The sequence below is a fragment of the Streptococcus mitis genome (assembly GCF_003942765.1).
GTDB classification, from domain to species: domain Bacteria; phylum Bacillota; class Bacilli; order Lactobacillales; family Streptococcaceae; genus Streptococcus; species Streptococcus mitis_BE.
The window spans coordinates 223,095-241,762 of the sequence record NZ_RJNW01000003.1 but is presented as its reverse complement, the minus strand read 5'-3'; the positions used below and the strand labels follow the sequence as shown (position 1 = coordinate 241,762).

General features: G+C 40.3%; 19 protein-coding genes. All 19 read right to left on the bottom strand.

The window, feature by feature from the left end; all coding sequences use genetic code 11:
* Positions 1 to 62: 62 nt before the first annotated feature.
* Positions 63 to 959 (bottom strand): aldose 1-epimerase family protein, encoded by an 897-nt coding sequence (locus tag D8849_RS06445; RefSeq protein WP_125386550.1) that lies wholly within the window; start codon positions 957 to 959, stop codon positions 63 to 65.
* Between the two features lie 98 nt (positions 960 to 1,057).
* Complete coding sequence (locus D8849_RS06440) at positions 1,058 to 2,533, bottom strand: PTS galactitol transporter subunit IIC (protein WP_084951436.1); 1,476 nt, start codon at positions 2,531 to 2,533, stop codon at positions 1,058 to 1,060.
* A 47-nt stretch (positions 2,534 to 2,580) separates the two neighbouring features.
* The gene (locus D8849_RS06435) at positions 2,581 to 2,886 is read right to left on the bottom strand and encodes a PTS sugar transporter subunit IIB (RefSeq protein ID WP_000590547.1); all 306 of its coding nucleotides are present in this window, start codon (positions 2,884 to 2,886) and stop codon (positions 2,581 to 2,583) included.
* A gap of 38 nt (positions 2,887 to 2,924) precedes the next feature.
* Positions 2,925 to 3,401: a PTS sugar transporter subunit IIA gene (locus D8849_RS06430; protein ID WP_185756218.1), complete on the bottom strand. Its 477-nt coding sequence runs from the start codon at positions 3,399 to 3,401 to the stop codon at positions 2,925 to 2,927.
* Positions 3,402 to 3,609: 208 nt separating this feature from the next.
* Positions 3,610 to 4,221 carry a hypothetical protein gene (locus D8849_RS06425; RefSeq protein ID WP_070479249.1) on the bottom strand — a complete coding sequence of 204 codons (612 nt, stop codon included), beginning with the start codon at positions 4,219 to 4,221 and terminating at the stop codon, positions 3,610 to 3,612.
* A 184-nt stretch (positions 4,222 to 4,405) separates the two neighbouring features.
* A complete protein-coding gene (locus D8849_RS06420; RefSeq protein WP_125386548.1) occupies positions 4,406 to 5,101 on the bottom strand; it encodes a hypothetical protein in 696 nt (231 codons plus the stop codon).
* Positions 5,102 to 5,347: 246 nt separating this feature from the next.
* Positions 5,348 to 7,171, bottom strand: coding sequence for a translation elongation factor 4 (gene lepA / locus D8849_RS06415; RefSeq protein ID WP_001047207.1), 1,824 nt, complete (start codon positions 7,169 to 7,171; stop codon positions 5,348 to 5,350).
* Between the two features lie 78 nt (positions 7,172 to 7,249).
* Positions 7,250 to 7,978: a metallophosphoesterase family protein gene (locus D8849_RS06410; protein WP_125386547.1), complete on the bottom strand. Its 729-nt coding sequence runs from the start codon at positions 7,976 to 7,978 to the stop codon at positions 7,250 to 7,252.
* Position 7,979: 1 nt separating this feature from the next.
* Positions 7,980 to 9,647 (bottom strand): DNA repair protein RecN, encoded by a 1,668-nt coding sequence (recN, locus tag D8849_RS06405; RefSeq protein WP_125386546.1) that lies wholly within the window; start codon positions 9,645 to 9,647, stop codon positions 7,980 to 7,982.
* Positions 9,648 to 9,653: 6 nt separating this feature from the next.
* Positions 9,654 to 10,085 carry an arginine repressor gene (locus D8849_RS06400; RefSeq protein ID WP_001034401.1) on the bottom strand — a complete coding sequence of 144 codons (432 nt, stop codon included), beginning with the start codon at positions 10,083 to 10,085 and terminating at the stop codon, positions 9,654 to 9,656.
* On the bottom strand, positions 10,078 to 10,893 hold the full coding sequence (locus D8849_RS06395) for a TlyA family RNA methyltransferase (RefSeq protein WP_125386545.1): 816 nt from the start codon (positions 10,891 to 10,893) through the stop codon (positions 10,078 to 10,080). The genes D8849_RS06400 and D8849_RS06395 overlap by 8 nt, the downstream gene beginning before the upstream one ends.
* Positions 10,886 to 11,761, bottom strand: coding sequence for a polyprenyl synthetase family protein (locus D8849_RS06390; protein ID WP_125386544.1), 876 nt, complete (start codon positions 11,759 to 11,761; stop codon positions 10,886 to 10,888). Before D8849_RS06390 ends, D8849_RS06395 begins: the two co-directional genes overlap by 8 nt.
* Positions 11,758 to 11,970 carry an exodeoxyribonuclease VII small subunit gene (locus tag D8849_RS06385; protein WP_000043226.1) on the bottom strand — a complete coding sequence of 71 codons (213 nt, stop codon included), beginning with the start codon at positions 11,968 to 11,970 and terminating at the stop codon, positions 11,758 to 11,760. The genes D8849_RS06390 and D8849_RS06385 overlap by 4 nt, the downstream gene beginning before the upstream one ends.
* Positions 11,948 to 13,288 (bottom strand): exodeoxyribonuclease VII large subunit, encoded by a 1,341-nt coding sequence (gene xseA, locus D8849_RS06380; protein ID WP_125386543.1) that lies wholly within the window; start codon positions 13,286 to 13,288, stop codon positions 11,948 to 11,950. Before xseA ends, D8849_RS06385 begins: the two co-directional genes overlap by 23 nt.
* 127 nt (positions 13,289 to 13,415) lie before the next feature.
* Positions 13,416 to 14,054, bottom strand: coding sequence for a uridine kinase (gene udk, locus D8849_RS06375; RefSeq protein WP_001181376.1), 639 nt, complete (start codon positions 14,052 to 14,054; stop codon positions 13,416 to 13,418).
* A gap of 111 nt (positions 14,055 to 14,165) precedes the next feature.
* Positions 14,166 to 15,044, bottom strand: a complete 879-nt coding sequence (gene truB, locus D8849_RS06365) for a tRNA pseudouridine(55) synthase TruB (RefSeq protein WP_125386542.1) — start codon at positions 15,042 to 15,044, stop codon at positions 14,166 to 14,168.
* Positions 15,045 to 15,054: 10 nt separating this feature from the next.
* Positions 15,055 to 16,329 carry a DUF2130 domain-containing protein gene (locus D8849_RS06360; RefSeq protein WP_125386541.1) on the bottom strand — a complete coding sequence of 425 codons (1,275 nt, stop codon included), beginning with the start codon at positions 16,327 to 16,329 and terminating at the stop codon, positions 15,055 to 15,057.
* A gap of 95 nt (positions 16,330 to 16,424) precedes the next feature.
* Complete coding sequence (locus D8849_RS06355) at positions 16,425 to 17,705, bottom strand: O-acetylhomoserine aminocarboxypropyltransferase/cysteine synthase family protein (RefSeq protein WP_125386540.1); 1,281 nt, start codon at positions 17,703 to 17,705, stop codon at positions 16,425 to 16,427.
* 147 nt (positions 17,706 to 17,852) lie between these two features.
* Entirely contained in the window at positions 17,853 to 18,650 is a 798-nt protein-coding gene (locus D8849_RS06350) for a formate/nitrite transporter family protein (RefSeq protein WP_045606724.1), read from the bottom strand.
* Positions 18,651 to 18,668 lie beyond the last annotated feature (18 nt).

Sequence of the window (18,668 nt, the reverse complement as noted above, 5' to 3'; positions counted from 1 at the left end):
CATAATATACTCCTATTTCTTAAAAAAGTCAACAATTAATGTTTGTTTTTGTGTTTTTTTAATTAAAAAATTTCGATATCAAAACCAATTTGATCCACTTGACCAGGTTCTAGGAGGCGAACATTCTTCTTATCTTCTAGATGATCTCCTTCTTCAAGGGATGTTGACAAGCCTGACCAGGGTTCAAAAGCAATGAAAGGTCCTTTATTCAAAGTTGACCATATAATGAGGTTTGGAAACTCTGTAAAGTGCACTTTCAATCCCTTATCATGTTTCCGAGAACGAAGCGCAATTGTTCTAGATTGCAATTCATCTAAGGTAACTGCATCTGTACTGAAAAGATCATAGCTGAGGTCTAATTCTTTTTGACCCTCTAGCCATGGACTTCTATCTTGAAAATCCAGCATACCCGTTTCTGGGAAAGGACGTGGAACAGAGCAAGTCTCTTCTTTCTCAAACTCTAAATAGTAATCTTCATAGACTTCATCATCCAGTAAGGGACAATTAAAGCCTGGATGTCCACCAATAAAGTAAGGCATGACCTTGCTAGTTTCTTTATTGAAAATCTTGTATTGAGTCCGTACTGTCTTTCCAGTAAGGATATAAGTGATTTCTAGGCGGAAATGATAAGGGTAGTTCTGATAGCTATTCTCATCGTCTTCAATTGCAAAAGTTACACTATTATCTGTCTGTTCAACTAATTCAAATTCTTTCTTGCGAACCAAACCATGACGAGGAATCTGTCCTTGACTTTCTTCTCCCTTTTCATCTATATAAAGTGCTGTATCCTCTCTCAAAGAACCACAAATGGGGAAGAGAACAGGAGCTTGTCCACTCCAATAAGTGGCATCGCCTTGCCACAAATACTCCAGTCCCTCAGCATCTTTTATAGAAGAAAGAGCTCCACCAAAACTGTTAAATTGAACTCTTAATTGTTCTGATTTTAATTCAATTACCATTATTTTCTCCGATTTCTTGATAGTTTATAAAAAACTAGGCTGTCACTCCTAATGGTATGACAACCTAGTTTCAACAATTTACATTTTATAGGAGCGCATTATTTTGCTTTTGCTGCGTACTCTTCGTTACGTTTGATCATTTGTTTTCTGTACCATGCAAAGATACCGATATAGAATACAAGGAAGACTACAGCACCAAGGATTGCTTTGATATCACCAGTTGTAGTGTTACCAATTGTCCAACCAAGAAGTTTTTCGATTGGTCCTTCAAGAGTTGAGTGAGTGATCAATTGAGTTTGGCTCACACCTTCTGGGAAGGCACCTACACCTTTAGCAAGTTCTGTTGCAAATGGTGCGATAAGTGTACCTGAAAGAAGGAAGAGTGGCAACAAGAGTGTTCCGAAGATAATCATACGGAGCAATTTACCACGAGTTACAACCAAGAGAGCTGGAGTAACACCCATAGCGATGATACCTGCAAGTGGCAAGATACCATTTCCGACGTTTGAAAGAAGTACAGCTTCAACCAACATGATTGGTGCAAGTACGTTTGCACAAGCCCAAACTTCTGCACGACCAGCGATGAAAGGCCAGTCAAGACCGATGTTGAATTTACGTCCTTGAAGACGTTTAGTAGCAACGTTTGTAATACCTTGTGAAAGTGGTTCTACGGCTGCGATGAACCATGAACCGATCAGTGAGAAGAGTTCCAAAGATACACCGGCAGTCAAACCAAGGCTCAACCAACCTTTAATAACAAGTTCCCATGAAGATGCATCTTCTACTCCAGCAACAGGATGTGGAGTTCCCATCAAACCAATAACGATACCAAGAATGAAACCGATGAAGAATTTAGATCCCCAGAAACCGATTTTCTTGTTCAATTTAGCAGCATCAAAGTCATATTTATCAAGACCTGGCAAAACTTTATCAAAAATCTTATCCAAGACCATGATAACTGGGTTCATCATGTAGTTCATATGAGTTGAAGTCATTGGTGATGAACTTGGTGCGTTAAGAAGGTCATCAAATGTAGGTTTCATCAAATCAGAGTTGATGATCTTCAAAATACCTACAAGTACAACTGCTGCTGTTGCGATGAAGAGTGAAACCCCTTGGCTTACACCATTGTTGTCTGCATACCATTTGATCAAAAGTCCAGTGATTGACAAGTGCCAGATATCGAAGATATCGACATCAAGTGTGTCTGTTTTCTTCATTGCAAGCATCACAACGTTGACAATCAACATTACAAGCAAGAAGTAAAGTGTCCAAGCAGATCCCCAAGTGATGGTAGCAAGTGGTGCCCAACCAACGTCGGTGATGTTCAATTGAATACCAGTGTTTTCAACGAATTTCGCAAGTGATGCAGAGAAAGCTCCGTTGAGCATACCGATGATAGCACCGATACCAGTAAGGGCGATGGCAAGTTTGATACCACCTTCAAGCGCTTTGGAGAATTTCACTCCAAAAAGTAGGGCCAACACTGTCAAAATGATCAGCATGATGATAGGGCCACCCATAGCCAAGATAGGTTTAAAGATATCGTTGGCCAGATTGATAATGACATCCATAATAGTTCCTCCCTTTTTATAGTTATATGAATGTTAACAAATTAAAATTAGCTTAATCCGTGTTCTTTGATAGCTGCTTCAATATTGTCAAATACTGGAGCACTCATTGCTGGGATACGGAATAAGATTGGTCCAGCTTCGATAACTGGAATACCTGGGTCAAAACCAAGATCTGTAGCAGCAATTGGTGTGAAGATGTCATAACCTTTGATAAGGTCTTCATTAACGTCTTTGACCATTACCGCATCACAGTGAACATCGAAACCGCGGTTTGAAAGTTCTTCTTCAAGAGCACTTTTAATTTGGTGGCTTGAGTTAACACCTGCACCGCAGGCAGCAAGAATTTTAATCATATGGATTTCCTCCGATTTAATATTTTTAATAGACAAGATTAAGCAATTGCTTCAGCAATATAAGCATAGATGGCTTCTGGTTCAGAAATTTTTGATAGGTCTTCAAGATGACCATTTCCAGTAAAGAAGTCCATCAACTGAGCAAGAATGTTCGTTTGACTTGAACTTGAGTTATTAATGATAAAGAAGAGCAAGGATACTTCTACTTCCTTATCTGGCGCAATCATATTTTGGAAAGTCACTGGTTTTTCTAATCGAACTACCACAACTTTTTCGGCAAGATTATGAACAATATCTGTGTGAGGAATAGCCACATTCGGCAAATCCTTACCCAAAAATTCCATATCTAAGCCAGTTGGAAATGACTTTTCACGCGTGATCAGGGCTTCACGATAGGTCGGAGTCACAATTTCTCGTTTTTCCAATAAAGTTGCGACCTGATCAAAGAGATGTTCTTGATTATCCGCTTCTAAGCAAAACACAAGGTTTTTGTCAAAGAAATGATCTAATCCCATAAGGTTTTCCCTTCTTTCCATTAACTTTATGCTATAAGTATAACACTATATGAAATCGTTGTCAATATTTTTTGTTGTTTTTTGTCCTTTTTTTGATTATTTTGTTTATTTTTTATCTTTATAAGCAAAACAAACATTTAAAACAAACATTTAAAACGATTTTTAATGACTTAAACAAAAAAACAGGATACCAATCCTGCTTTAATAATTATTTTTGAATTGTCCAACTCTCTTCAATCATGGGAAGTAGATTTTTTAATGTTTCTGGAGTCCCTTCTAAAGCAACATATCTGAACTTACCATCACTAGATTTAAAAATCCATGTAATGATGTATTTTCCAGACTTAGAAATTGCGTTAACTACATAGGCTTCATAACCTCCAATAGTTGACTTAGAACCCCAAACTTTAGTGAATTCTGGATTACTTTCTTTTGAAGTAAAAATACCATCAGAAATACGAACTGTTTCAAGTTTTTGAAATTCATTATCAGAAATACCAAATTGTTCTGCTTTAAAAGTATTCAAGGTGACAATATTGACATCCGTACCGTCTGAATATTGAATATCATTGCCTCCCTGTACTTCATTGAACTTAATCCAAGACTTTGGTACTTTAACGAACCCATACTCATCAGAACCAATCACTTGACTTTCTTCTGAATTCTGTGTGCTACGAAGAGAGCTTGAACTAGTTGAATCTTGACTAGTTGAAGAGCTAGTTGTTTTACTTGAATTTCCTTGAGTTTGAGCTTGATTTGAACATGCCACTAACGTGACACTTGTAAGCAAAATAGATGCTAAAAGTAAAATTTTTTTCATAATAACCTCCATATGTTACTCTACCATAAATGGAGTTAATTTACAATTTTTAATAAAAACAAATAAAATATAAGAATTTTTTCCAATTTTAGTTCAAACATTGGATTTGATAATATAGAATATACTCTTGATTATGAAAACTGACTAAGTCGTATCGAGTATCTATTTATCCAATTATTGAATTCTATAATAACATTGAATCACTTTCCGAATATCCTTTTTCAACAAATATTTTAATATTCATTGTATTTGCTTGACTCAATCGTATATTCTTACTAAAAGTTAATAAATATAGATATATCATCGTAAAAAACATAACAATTAAATTACCATATACATAAATATAAATAAGTAAAGAACTGGCAATAACCACATTTATAATTAGGAGAAGCCAATTTTTTAATTTAAAATTACTAAACTTTTCAACTACATGGTAATGACGAGAATTTTCTAATATAAAAATTTTATTAATCATCAGTTTTTGCTTATAAGAATAGCCCAAGCGAAATAATACTGATAATATAACAGGTAATGCAGAAAAGATAAAATACGTAAAGCTATGAGATAAAACAAGATTAAATTTATTAAAGCCAATAAATTCTATTAAAAGAATGAAAAAAATCACTATCATTATCGGTAGCATGAAAAATCTACCTAATTTTATATTTTTTGTTATATCTTCTCGCTTATCCTCAGATTGCTTTTTTATCTTATAAAATAAATCAAAATCAATCTTATAAATTTTATAAAAATAACCAAAACAAGTCGTAGATTCACAATCCAGTAACCCGTAACCATTATTTATTTCAATTAATAAATATCGAGTAAAACCATATAACTTTTCAGTTTTAATTTGTTTTTCTTCTAATACTTTCATCATAAGTTAAAGGAATCGCCCCTTCTTTACTAACAATTATAGATCCAAGCGGTAAAATAGAATCATTATTCTAATTCATTTTCTGCCCCAGTTCTTTATCAATTTTATTTAAAATTTTCCTAGTCATAATAACTTTTAGTATTCCATATAACCTCCGTATTTTACTCTACCATAAATGGAGTTAAGTTACAATTTTTAACTAAAAATATAAAACTCTTGAATATATTTCAAGAGTTTTATATAGAATCATTATTCTTCATCCATACTCAAGACGCTGAGGAAGGCTTCTTGCGGAACTTCTACTGATCCGATGGCTTTCATACGCTTCTTACCAGCTTTTTGTTTTTCAAGGAGTTTACGCTTACGAGAAACGTCACCACCATAACATTTAGCAAGTACGTTCTTACGAAGGGCCTTGATATCAGTACGAGCTACAATCTTGTGTCCAATAGCTGCTTGGATTGGAACCTCAAATTGTTGGCGAGGAATAATTTTCTTGAGCTTATCAACGATGAGTTTTCCACGTTCGTAGGCAAAATCCTTGTGAACGATAAAGCTGAGGGCATCCACCTTGTCTCCATTGAGAAGGATATCCATTTTGACCAGCTTAGATGGGCGATATTCTGACAATTCGTAGTCAAAGCTTGCATAACCACGTGTCGAAGACTTAAGCTTATCAAAGAAGTCAAAGACTATTTCAGCAAGAGGAATTTGATAGATAACATTGACACGGTTATCATCAATATAGTCCATCGTCACAAAATCCCCACGCTTGCGCTGAGCTAATTCCATCACTGCTCCGACAAACTCCTGTGGTACCATGATTTGCGCCTTGACATAAGGCTCTTCAATGGTCGCAATCTTGGTAGGATCTGGGAACTCAGATGGGTTAGACACATCCATAGACTCACCATCTGTCAAATTAACCTTATAGATAACGGATGGAGCTGTCATGATGAGGTCGATATTGAACTCACGTTCCAAACGTTCCTGGATAACATCCATATGGAGGAGTCCAAGAAAGCCACAACGGAAACCAAATCCAAGTGCCTGAGATGTTTCTGGTTCAAACTGAAGACTAGCATCATTCAGTTGCAATTTTTCAAGGGCTTCACGTAGGTCATTGTACTTGTTTGACTCGATAGGATATAGACCCGCAAAGACCATAGGATTCATCTGCTTGTAACCATGTAATGGCTCTGCCGCAGGATTGGTTGCCAAGGTAACAGTATCACCCACACGCGTATCCTGAACCGTCTTAATAGAAGCTGCAATATAACCAACGTCACCAGTCGCAAGGAAATCACGACCAACTGCTTTGGGTGTAAAAATACCGACTTCCGTAACATCAAAGGTCTTGCCATTACTCATGAGCTGAATCTTATCGCCAGGTTTAACCACCCCATCCATGACACGCACTTGAAGAATAACCCCACGGTAAGCATCGTAAACCGAGTCGAAAATCAAGGCCTTAAGTGGCGCTGTCACATCACCCGTTGGTGCTGGTACTTTTTCTACGATCTGCTCAAGGATTTCTTCGATACCAATACCAGCCTTGGCAGAAGCCAAAACTGCTTCACTAGCATCCAAACCAATCACATCTTCAATCTCTGTACGCACGCGCTCTGGATCTGCAGCCGGTAGGTCAATTTTGTTAATGACTGGCATGATTTCCAAATCATTGTCCAAGGCCAGATAAACATTGGCAAGGGTTTGAGCCTCAATTCCTTGGGCAGCATCGACCACCAAAATAGCTCCCTCACAGGCAGCTAGCGAACGTGAAACTTCATAGGTGAAGTCTACGTGCCCCGGCGTGTCAATCAAGTGGAAAATATAAGTTTCCCCATCTTTTGCAGTATAATTCAGCTCGATGGCATTCAACTTAATGGTAATCCCACGTTCCCGTTCTAGATCCATGCTATCCAAAAGCTGGGCCTGCATTTCACGACTGGATACTGTCTCTGTTTTTTCCAAAATGCGGTCTGCTAGAGTCGATTTCCCGTGGTCAATATGGGCGATAATAGAGAAGTTACGGATCTTCTCCTGTCGTTTTTTCAATTCTTCTAAGTTCATGATTCTCTTCCTTTCAGGGTATCTATTTATTATAAATTGTTTTTGACATTTTGACAAGACCATACCCTGCTAGGAGTACTAATCTTCAGCAACAAAGCCGTCATTTTTGATAAAGTGGTGTTCTGTCATTCCTTGGTCTGTAAAGACAATCCCATGAAGGACACCACCATAAACAGCTCCTCCATCCATTCCAACCTTGCCATCTTCTGTAGTCCAAAGCTCAACTGTACCACGCTCTTGCTTCAGCAAACCATAAACCGGTGTATGTCCAAAGACAATGGTTTTTCCAGTATGATTTTCTGCTTCGTGGAATGGTTTTCTAAGCCAGACTTTTTTATAATCTGTGGTTTCATGCCAGTCGTCTAAGGTCAAATCAATACCAGCATGTACAAAGATATACTTATCTGTCTCTACCACAAACGGCATTTGACGAATAAATTCGACCAAGTCTGCTGCTTCAGTGGCAACACGCTTGGCATCTTCTACTCCATCAACTAGTGCATCCAAGGGACGACCTAGGATAGAGTTAATAGTTGTATCTCCACCATTTCGACGATAATGATCATAGCTTTCTTCTGGGTCATCAAGCCAAGTCAGAAACATATACTCATGGTTTCCTGATAAACAGATCGCCCCTTGATTGTCCACTAAGTCCTTGACCATTTCAAGAACACGGCGACTATCCTCACCACGGTCAATCAAGTCCCCTAGAAAGAGCAACTGGGTCTGGCCGTCCCATGTTTTGAGAAGGTCTTCCAGCATCCCAGCTTTTCCATGAACATCTCCAATTACATAATAGTCTGTCATCTTATTTCTCCCTGTTTCTCAACAATTCTCTGGCTTGCGTCAGGGCTGCTTCCGTCACATCATCACCAGCCAACATCTTAGCAACTTCTTCCACTCGCTCTTCAACCGTCAAGAGACGAACAGTCGAAACCGTTGAATGCTCATTGCTAATCTTCTCAATAAAGAATTGATAATCCGCAATCGCAATCACTTGTGGTAAATGGGAAATAGCAAGAACCTGACCATGCTGACCAATCTTGTGAATCTTCTGCGCGATAGCCTGAGCTACACGACCTGAAACTCCTGTATCCACTTCATCAAAGACAATACTTGTCTTACCTTCTTTACGTGAAAAGGCGGACTTAATGGCTAGCATGAGACGAGATAATTCTCCACCAGACGCAACCTTAACCAAGGGTTTAAAGTCTTCGCCAGGGTTGGTTGAAATGTAAAACTCAACCGTTTCATTGCCCTCACGGCTGAATTTGCCCTTGCTAAAACGAACTTGAAACTGGGCTTTTTCCATATAAAGATCTTGCAGTTCTTGTTTAATCTCAGCTTCGAGCTGCTGGGCCAAGTCATGACGTGCAGATGCAAGCTGACCTGCCAAATCAACAAGATTGACTTCCAATTTCTTGAGCTCTGCTTCCATGTCCTCAGAAGAAAGATTATTGCCTGTCAAGAGATTGTATTCTTCCGTAATCTTGGCAAAATAAAGCAAGACATCGTCTACAGTCCCACCATACTTACGGGTAATGGTATGAAGGAGGTCCAAACGATTCTCAACCTGCATGAGGCGATTGCCATCAAAATCAAGGTCCTCAATAATAGCTTCCAAACGTTTGCTAATGTCTTCTAAGACATAGTAGGTCTCAGACAGTGAGCTTGAAATTTCACGGTATTCAGGGTCGTACTCTTCGACACTTTCCATATCATTCATGGCTGAACGAACATTGGCCAGACTTGAAAAATCTTCATTGTCCAACATGCTGTAAGCATTGGTCAGTGTATCCGCAATATTTTTATGGTTGAGCAGTTTATCACGCTCTTGATTGAGAGCCAGGTCTTCTCCAGCCTGCAAGTTTGCCGCCTCAATCTCTGCCATTTGAAATTCCAACATTTCAATACGCGCCTTGTGTTCCTGTTGGTTTTTCTTGACTTCCAGAACCTGCTTGCGCATTTTTCGATAGGCATCAAAACTCGTTTGATAGGTTTCTTTTAAGTCCCAAAAGGCTGTATTACCGAATTCATCCAACATCTGGATATGCAGTTGAGGGCGCATTAACTCTTCTTGGTCATGCTGACCATGTATATCAACAAGATGTTGCCCAATAGCACGCAATACAGACAGATTGACCATCTGGCCATTGACACGACTGATACTCCGACCATTTTGCAAGATTTCCCGACGGATGATAATTTCATCACCCATTTCCAAACCTTGCTCATCAAAAATTTCCTGTAAAAGACGACTATTCTCAACTGAGAAAAGCCCCTCAATCTCTGCCTTTGGCGCACCATGACGAATAACATCTGTCGTAGCACGAGCTCCCAACATCATATTCATGGCATCAATGATAATCGACTTCCCTGCACCCGTTTCACCAGTCAAGACAGTCATCCCCTTTTCAAAATTGAGGGAAATAGCCTCAATAATGGCAAAGTTTTTTATCGAAATTTCAAGTAACATATAGACCTACCAATTTTTTACTTGTTCAAAGATTTCCTCAGCTAGACTTTCACTTCTGGCAATGACTAAAATCGAGCTATCATCAGCTAAACAGCTAAAAATCTTGTCCGCAAAAGTCTCGGTTAACTGAGCTTTTACAAAAGCCGTATTTCCTGGGATAACTTGGAGATTAATCATCTTATCCATCAATTCTGCCGATTCGATATTGTCTTCAGCCAGTTGCAAACTTTTTACGATTGATTTTGGCAATTCGTAGACATAGGTATTGTCTCTCAAAGGAATTTTGACAATCCCCAGTTCTTTGATATCTCGGGATACCGTTGCCTGAGTGGCAGTGATGCCAGCCTCTTTCAAATGTTCTACGATTTCTTCTTGCGTACCGATTTGATAATCTGTCACAAATCGTCTAATTTTTTCAAGTCTCTCTTTTTTATTCATTTTTAAATTGACTATGCGCCCTCTCTACTACTTCTTCAATTTCAGCAAGAACCTGATTGCTTGCTGACTCTTCTTTTTTCAAATACGCTAAAAACTCAATATTTCCATGTCCACCTTGGATGGGAGAAAAGTCCAAACCAAGGACTGAAAAGCCTTCCTTTACTGCCATAGCTGTGACAGATTCAAGGACATTCTGATGAACCTTGGCATCTCGAATAATACCATTTTTCCCGATTTGCTCACGTCCTGCCTCAAACTGGGGCTTAACTAGAGCCACAACCTGGCCTTGAACAGCTAACACTCGGTGCAAGGCAGGCAGAATCAAACTTAGGGAAATGAAACTCACATCAATACTGGCAAAGCTCGGTTCCTTTTCGAAATCGGTCTTTTCAGCATAGCGGAAATTAAACTGCTCCATGCTGACAACCCGTGGGTCTTGGCGTAGTTTCCAAGCCAATTGATTGGTACCAACATCAACTGCAAAGACTAACTCAGCACCATTTTGCAACATGACATCGGTAAAACCTCCAGTAGAGGCACCGATATCAATCGTTGTTGCCCCTTCTACTGACAAATCAAAGACCTGCAAGGCCTTCTCCAGTTTCAAACCACCACGGCTAACATACTTGAGTTTCTCCCCCTTGAGTTTTAGCTCGGTGTCATCTGGAATTTTCTCTCCTGGCTTGTCAAACCGTTCTCCATTAAGGACTGCTACGACTAGGCCAGCCATGACACCACGCTTGGCCTGCTCTCTCGTTTCAAACAAGCCCTGTTTATAAGCTAGTACATCCACTCTTTCCTTAGCCATTGATTCTCAAACTTTCTACTACTCTTACAATCGATTCTATCTCAAAGGGAATCTGCTGGGCAATTTCTTCTAATTTAGCATTAGCTTGATCCAAGGTTTGGTTACAAAAGGCAATAGCCTCTTCCAAGCCCAACAAAGCTGGATAGGTTGACTTTTCAGCCTGTAGGTCCTTTTGAGGAGTCTTGCCGATTTCCTCAAAACTAGCGGTCACATCCAGTACATCGTCTCGAACTTGAAAAGCAAGTCCGATTAATTCCCCAACAGTTTTCAGCTTCACCTGTATTTCAGGTGCCAATTCGGCTATAATAGCAGCTGCTTGGAAGGGATAAGCTAGTAATTTTCCAGTCTTATTAGCATGAATAGTCTGGAGGTCTTCCAAAGACAAATGCTGGTGTTCACCCTCCATGTCCAAAACCTGCCCTGCCACCATACCCAGACTACCTGAAGCAAGGGATAAGTTGGAAATCAAGTCTACCTTGATCTGACTTGGCAAATCTGCCTGCGCTATCAAGGCATAAGGATCTAGGAATAAAGCATCTCCAGCCAAAATGGCCATAGCTTCACCGAATTTCTTGTGATTGGTCAAGCGTCCCCGACGGTAATCATCATCATCCATAGCTGGAAGATCATCATGAATCAAGCTCCCTGTATGAATCATTTCCAAGGCCGCAGCCACCTGCGCATGTGCTGGTTTAATGGCAATATGCAAGGCTTCCAAAACTTCCAACAAGAGAAAAGGCCGAATACGCTTGCCACCAGCATGAATGGAATAGAGAACAGACTCTCGCAAACTAGAGGCAAACTGCTGGTCGCCATAAAAATCTTCCAAGGCAGACTCAACAAGAGCTAATTTTTCTTGCTTCTTCATTCAAAATCACTTTCTGTTCCGTCTTCTTGCATAACCTTGACCAAGGTCTTTTCAGCCTTGTCCAGCGTCGCTTGGAGCTCTTTTGACAAGACCATCCCCTTTTGAAAGGCCGCAATCGCATCTTCCAGAGCAATTTCACCATTTTCCAAACTTTGGACAATGGTCTCCAGTTCTGCTAGATTTTCCTCAAATTTCTTTTGTTTTGACATCTTTAACCTCTAATTCTACTCGACCATCTCGCATCAAAAGCGTTACTTGGTCTTTTTTCTTCAAACTCTCAACCGAATCTACAACGGACTCTTCTTTTTTGACAATTGCATAGCCACGCGCCACGATACGACTGGTATCCAACATCAGTAGGGCTTCTGATAATCTCTTGACTTCAGCAACCTTGGCATCATAAACCAGCGCCATTTGGCTACGGAGAAGCTTGTCCAACTGACCTAGACGGTCTTGATAGCGTTGGATTTTGGTAACGGGTGATAATTGTACCAGTCGATGCGTCCTTGCTTGTACTGTCTGTTTGTTATCAGAAATCCGTGTTCGCAAACTTTGTTTTAAACGTAGTTGTAATTGGTCTAGCCGTTGCAAATAGCCATCATACAAACGCTCTGGCTGTCTAAAGATAACAGACTGACTGCATTTTTTCAAAGCTTCTTGTTTCTTAGATAGGACATTTCGGACTGCTGTTGCCATCCGTTTTTCCTGATTTTGCAAATGAGCTAATAGATCCAACTTGGTCACAGGTGTTGCTAGTTCAGCTGCAGCTGTTGGCGTCGCAGCGCGTCTATCTGCCACAAAATCTGCCAAGGTCACATCCGTCTCATGCCCAACACTAGAAATGATTGGCAAGCGAGATTCAAAAATAGCCCGTACCACAATCTCTTCGTTAAAGGCCCAGAGATCCTCGATAGAACCCCCTCCACGACCAATAATCAGCAAATCCAAATCGTCACGTTGATTAGCACGCGCAATATTCCGTGCTATTTCCTCTGCTGCTCCATCTCCTTGAACCTTAGTCGGATAAAGAAATATGTCAACACCTGGAAATCGCCTGCTGACAGTCGTGATAATATCTCGAATCACGGCTCCACTACGGCTAGTTACCACACCAATTCGCTTAGCAAATTGGGGCAGAGGTTGCTTGAAGCGTTCTTGAAACAGGCCTTCTTCTGTCAATTTTTTCTTGAGTTGTTCAAACTGAATCGCGAGCGCCCCAACCCCGTCAGGCTCAGCCTTTTCTATGATGATGGAATAGCTACCACTTGGTTCGTAGACCTGTACACGCCCAATCACATTGATCTTCATCCCTTCTTCCAAATCGAAGCCTAATTTCTGATAAATCCCAGACCAGATGGTCGCTTGAATAACTGCATGGCCATCCTTTAGGGAGAAGTATTGGTGAGTAGGTCGTTTACGAAAGTTGGAAACTTGACCAGTTAAATAGACCCGTTCCAAGTAAGGGTCTTTATCGAATTTCATTTTCAGATACTTGGTCAAAGTTGTTACCGATAAATACTTTTCCATCTCCACCTACTATTCATTTTCTTGCTCTTTCATGGGTATTATTATACCAAAAATATGCCTAAAAATCTCCATTTATGTACCATTATGAGGGAAAAATAGAAAAAGGAGGCAAGGCCTCCACATCTGTTTATTTACTATTTCGAGCTTCTTCCAAAATCTTAGCAATCTTGGTCGTCAACAGGTCAATAGCCACTGTATTGCTGACTCCCTCAGGAATGACGATATCAGCATAACGCTTGGTTGGTTCGATAAACTGATGATACATAGGTTTGACCACACCTAGATACTGGTCAATAACGCTGTCAAGGCTACGGCCACGCTCTTCCATATCACGTTTAATCCGACGAATAATGCGCACATCATCATCCGTATCCACAAAAATCTTGATATCCATCAAATCGCGCAGACGCTTGTCCTCCAAGACCAAAATCCCCTCAACGATAAAGACATCTTGAGGCTCCTGACGATAGGTCTTGCTACTCCGTGTATGCTCTGTATAGTCATAAGTCGGGATGTCCACCGGACGCCCTGCCAACAATTCCTTAATCTGCTCAATCATCAAGTCTGTATCAAAGGCAAAAGGATGGTCGTAGTTGGTTTTGACACGCTCTTCAAAGGTCAAATGAGACTGATCCTTGTAGTATGAATCATGCTCAATCATGGAAATCTTTTCATCAGGAAAATGCGATAAAATGGCTCTTGAAACACTTGTCTTACCTCCACCAGAACCACCTGTCACTCCGATAATGATTGGTCTATTTTGCATGCTATCCTCCGTTTTTTTATCCGTCGTCTATTCTATCATATTTTTTGCAAAATTTATAGTCTAGTTTTGGATAGTCTAGGGGAAGAATTCAAATCCTACACTCTAATTATACTAGTTAAAAACCTTTCGTGGCTTATAGAGATTATCCCGTTTTTCTAGAATGGCTAGCAATTTGTCATCTTCAAAGGCAGCTAATTCTTGTTCTGTTTGGTCGAGCTCGATAAAACGACCAAAGCGTACTTCTGTAGCCTCTTCTTGAGTTAGGAAAACTTTAACAAGGTCGCCTGTCCCAATCTCTAGAGGATGGAGAAAGTCCAATTGAACAGCCTCCACTTTTTCAGCAATTTCTTCCAAGGTAAGAGCATCTTCTAGTTGCAAACCAGCTGCACTAGTACGAGTTAACTGAGACATATGGGCAGCATAGCCAAGTTTTTCTCCCAAGTCAACCGATAAGGTACGAATATAGGTTCCCTTGCTACATTTCACACGGAAAGTAAAACGTGCAAGATGGACATCATAAGAAATCGGACTTGTTCGTTCAAATTGATAAATGGTCACCTGACGTTCTGGACGTTCTACTTCCTGACCAGCACGCGCATACTCATAGAGCTTACGACCATTAACCTTAACAGCCGAATACATAGGCGGAATCTGAGTAATAGGCCCAGTCAAGCTAGTAATGGCTTCATCAACAAGCTTTTCATCCAAGGGCGACAAAACAGGGGTCTCTGCGACCACTTCTCCACTGGCATCCTCGGTCGTTGTTGAATAGCCAAGAGTGATTTCACCCTCATAGACCTTGCCCTCATCCTGCATAAACTCAACCATGCGTGTCGCCTTGCCAACCGCAATGGGCAAAACACCCACCACATCCGGATCCAAGGTCCCACCATGACCAATCTTCTTAGTTCCCAAAATCTTACGCAGTTTAAAAACCGCATCATGCGAGGTCATCCCCGCTTCTTTTTTTAAGTTGATAATACCGTTCATTTTTGCTTTCTCACTCCCCCTTCAGCGCTTCAAACTTCGCTTTCATGGTTGGATTTTTTCGAGTCAATTTTTTAACAGAAACATCTTCTAATTTGTTGTTAGCCAGACGGAGTTGGTTTTCGGATGTAGTTAGGAACTTCTTAACTTCTTCCATGCGTTTGATGGCCTTGTCGATTTCATCAATAGCTTTGCCAAAGTTGGCCGAAGCAGAGTTGTAGTTCTTGGCAAAAGCTAGTTTAAAGGCATCCAAATCTTCTTCAAAATGCGTAATATCAATATTTTGTTCGCGAACTAAGGCCAACTCCTGCTTGTATTTTAAGGAATTAAGAGCAGCATTACGCAAGAGCCCAATCAACTGGATAAAGAATTGAGGACGAACCACATACATCTTTTCATACTCGTGGCTGACGTCAACAATCCCCGTGTTAAAGTAGTCATTATCGGCCTCAAGCATAGTCACCAAAACCGCATATTCACAGTTCTTCTCCCGACGGTCCTTGTCCAATTCCTTATAAAAATCTGCATTCTTGTGCTTCTTCTCTGTTCCGTCAGCTTCATTTTTCATCTCAAACATGATGGAAATGATTTCAACACCATTTTCATCACTCTCGCGGAAGATAAAGTCGCCTTTGGAACCACGCGCAGAGACCTTATTATCCTTCTCAAAGTAGGCATTTGGAAAGGCAAAACTGCGTACCTTGTTAAACTCACTCTCTGCATACTGTTCCAGACTTTCACCTATAGCTTTTGTCGATTGTTGAGCCTTAAAATTCTTATAAAACTCGACCTGTTCACTAGCTGCCTTGAGTTGAGCTTCGTAGTTTTGCTTAACTGAAGCAAGAGAAAGCTCGTTTTCTTTTTCTTGTAAAAGAAGCTGGTTTTTAACCTGATCCCGTTCTTTTTCTAGGTCAGAAAGGGTCTTTTGCAGTTGATTTTCATGTTCCAAACGCAAGGTTGCCAATTGGTTTTCCAAGGCCTGCACTTCCTTGTCCTTTGCTAATAAAGCCTGATGGCTTGTCTGTTCAACCTCTTTCTTCGCCAATTCTTTTTCTGTATTAAAGTTTTGGATTTGGCTCTGCAATTGCGCAATTTCTTGGTCTTTTTTAGCTAGTTTAGACTGTTGTTCATTCATGGCCTTTTGCTCAGCCAAAGCCAGTTCCTGCTTCATGCGATCGTGTAGTTCCTTATCAAACTCAGCCGTTCTCACTTGGGATAAAAGTTCGGCATACTGACTTTCATTTACTGTAAAGACTTCCCCACAGTTGGGGCATTTGATTTCGTTCATATCGTTCCTCTTTCTAGACTTCTGTAACCATTATATCATGCCTGAGGGAAAATCAAAAACAGTGAGTCGAAACCCACTGTTTATCTTCTTTTTCTTTAAATTTTTTCCAAGGACAAGCGCAAGTCTTCAATCAAATCTTCTACATTTTCAAGACCGATTGACAAGCGGATTTGGTTTGGGGTGACACCTGCTGCTTCAAGGTCTTTTTCTGACAATTGACCATGAGTGGTTGTTGCTGGATGGACAACAAGAGATTTAGCATCTGCTACGTTTGCAAGGTCAGAGAAGATTTCCAAACTATCAATTACCTTGCGTGCTTCTGCCTCCCCACCTTTGACATGGAAGGTAAAGATTGAGCCCACACCTTTTGGCAAGTATTTCTCAGCCAAGGCATGGTAAGGACTATCAGCAAGTTTTGGATAGTTGACTTTTTCTACCTTAGGATGGTTGACAAGGAAATCAACAATTTTCTCTGCATTTTGCACATGGCGTTCCACGCGAAGAGAAAGTGTTTCAAGTCCTTGTAGCAACAAGAAGGCATTGAATGGTGACAAGGCTGCACCTGTATCACGAAGCAACTGAACACGAACAGCGATAATAAAGGCTGCTGCACCCACATCACGAGTATAGCTCAAATTGTGGTAGCTTGGATCTTCCTCAACAAATTGAGGGAATTTTCCTGAAGCCGCCCAATCAAAACGCCCGCTATCGACAATCACTCCTCCAATTGTCGTACCATGTCCACCGATAAACTTAGTCGCAGAGTGAATGGCAATATCTACACCGTGAGAAAAAACGTTAATCAAATAAGGTGTAGCAAAGGTATTATCGGAAACAAGTGGAATCTGATGTTTATGAGCAATCTCAGCCAATTTTTCCAAGTCAGGAATGTTAATCAAGGGATTGCCCAAGGTTTCAATCAATACAAGCTTGGTATTGTCTTTGATCGCTGCTTCCACTTCCTCTAAATTATCCACATCCACAAAGGTTGTTGTGATACCATAACGAGGAAGGGTTTCTTTCAAGAGGTTGAAAGTCCCGCCGTAAATAGTTGATGCCGCTACTACATGATCACCAGCATGGGCAAGCGCCAAAATCGTATAAGTCACTGCGGCCATACCTGATGCGGTTGCAAGAGCTCCGACACCACCTTCAAGAGCAGCGATTCTTTCTTCAAAGGCAGCTGTTGTAGGGTTGGTGATACGAGTATAGATATTACCTGGCTTTCTCAAGGCAAACAAATCGGCACCTTCCTGCGTGTCATCAAAAACAAAGGATGTTGTCTGATAAATTGGCACTGCACGAGACTTGGTAGCTGGATCCACAACTTGACCAGCATGTAGTTGCAAAGTTTCAAATTTAAAATCACGAGTCATAAAACGACCTCCAAATAGTTTGATTAAGGATATTGTAGCACCTTAAGGTATAGTTTACAAATATCAGTTTTCTATATTTTGATATAAGAAATAGCTATTACTCTATTTTAAAAACGAAAAAAGCACGACTCAATCGTGCTCATTTTCTTAATCTACATAAGTATCTTCATTTTTATTGAGGAAGGCATATGGAAGACCAACCAAGAGACCACCACCGATCAAGTTCCCAATGAAGGTTACCCCCCAGTGACGAAGCATATTTCCAACACCGAAGTTAGCAATTGAATCAGCAGCAACACTGAATTTTACAATCGCGAAAGAAGCAAAGTTCGCAGCAATGTGCTCGTTTGTTAAGAATACAAACATGTAAATCGCTGACAACACAAGCCAAAGTTTTGCACCACCATCTTTGACCAAAACAAATGAAAGAATCGCAATATTTACAAAAATATTTGCCAAAATCGCCTCAAGCAAGATTAATTCATTTGAACGGCCTAACTTCATCTCAACAACCCCTGAGATGAAACTATCGTGAGTCAGATGTGCATAGGCTGCTGAATGAGCAAAGCCCCAACCTGCTATCAAAGCCCCGATAAGGTTGAACAAGGTACAGTAAAGTAAAATCTCAGCTGTTTTTCTCCAAGAGATTTTTTTCAAGAAACTACCAGCAGTCAAGAACATCATGTTTGATGTTACCAACTCGGCATTCAAGAAAACAATGTAGGCCAATCCCCAAGCAAAGACAAAGGGGAATAGGAAACGTCCACTACCTGGTGCAATTTTATTAATCAAGTCAGCCCCAACTGCACCCGCAGCTGTACTGAAGGTTAAAAAGGCACCTGCGAACATCGAACGAATCGCATACTTAAATTTGCTTTGACTATAAAGACTTTCCTTCTTCTTGCAAGCAAATTCAATCTTTGAGATAAATTCTGAAGAAACCATAATAAACTCCTAAAACTT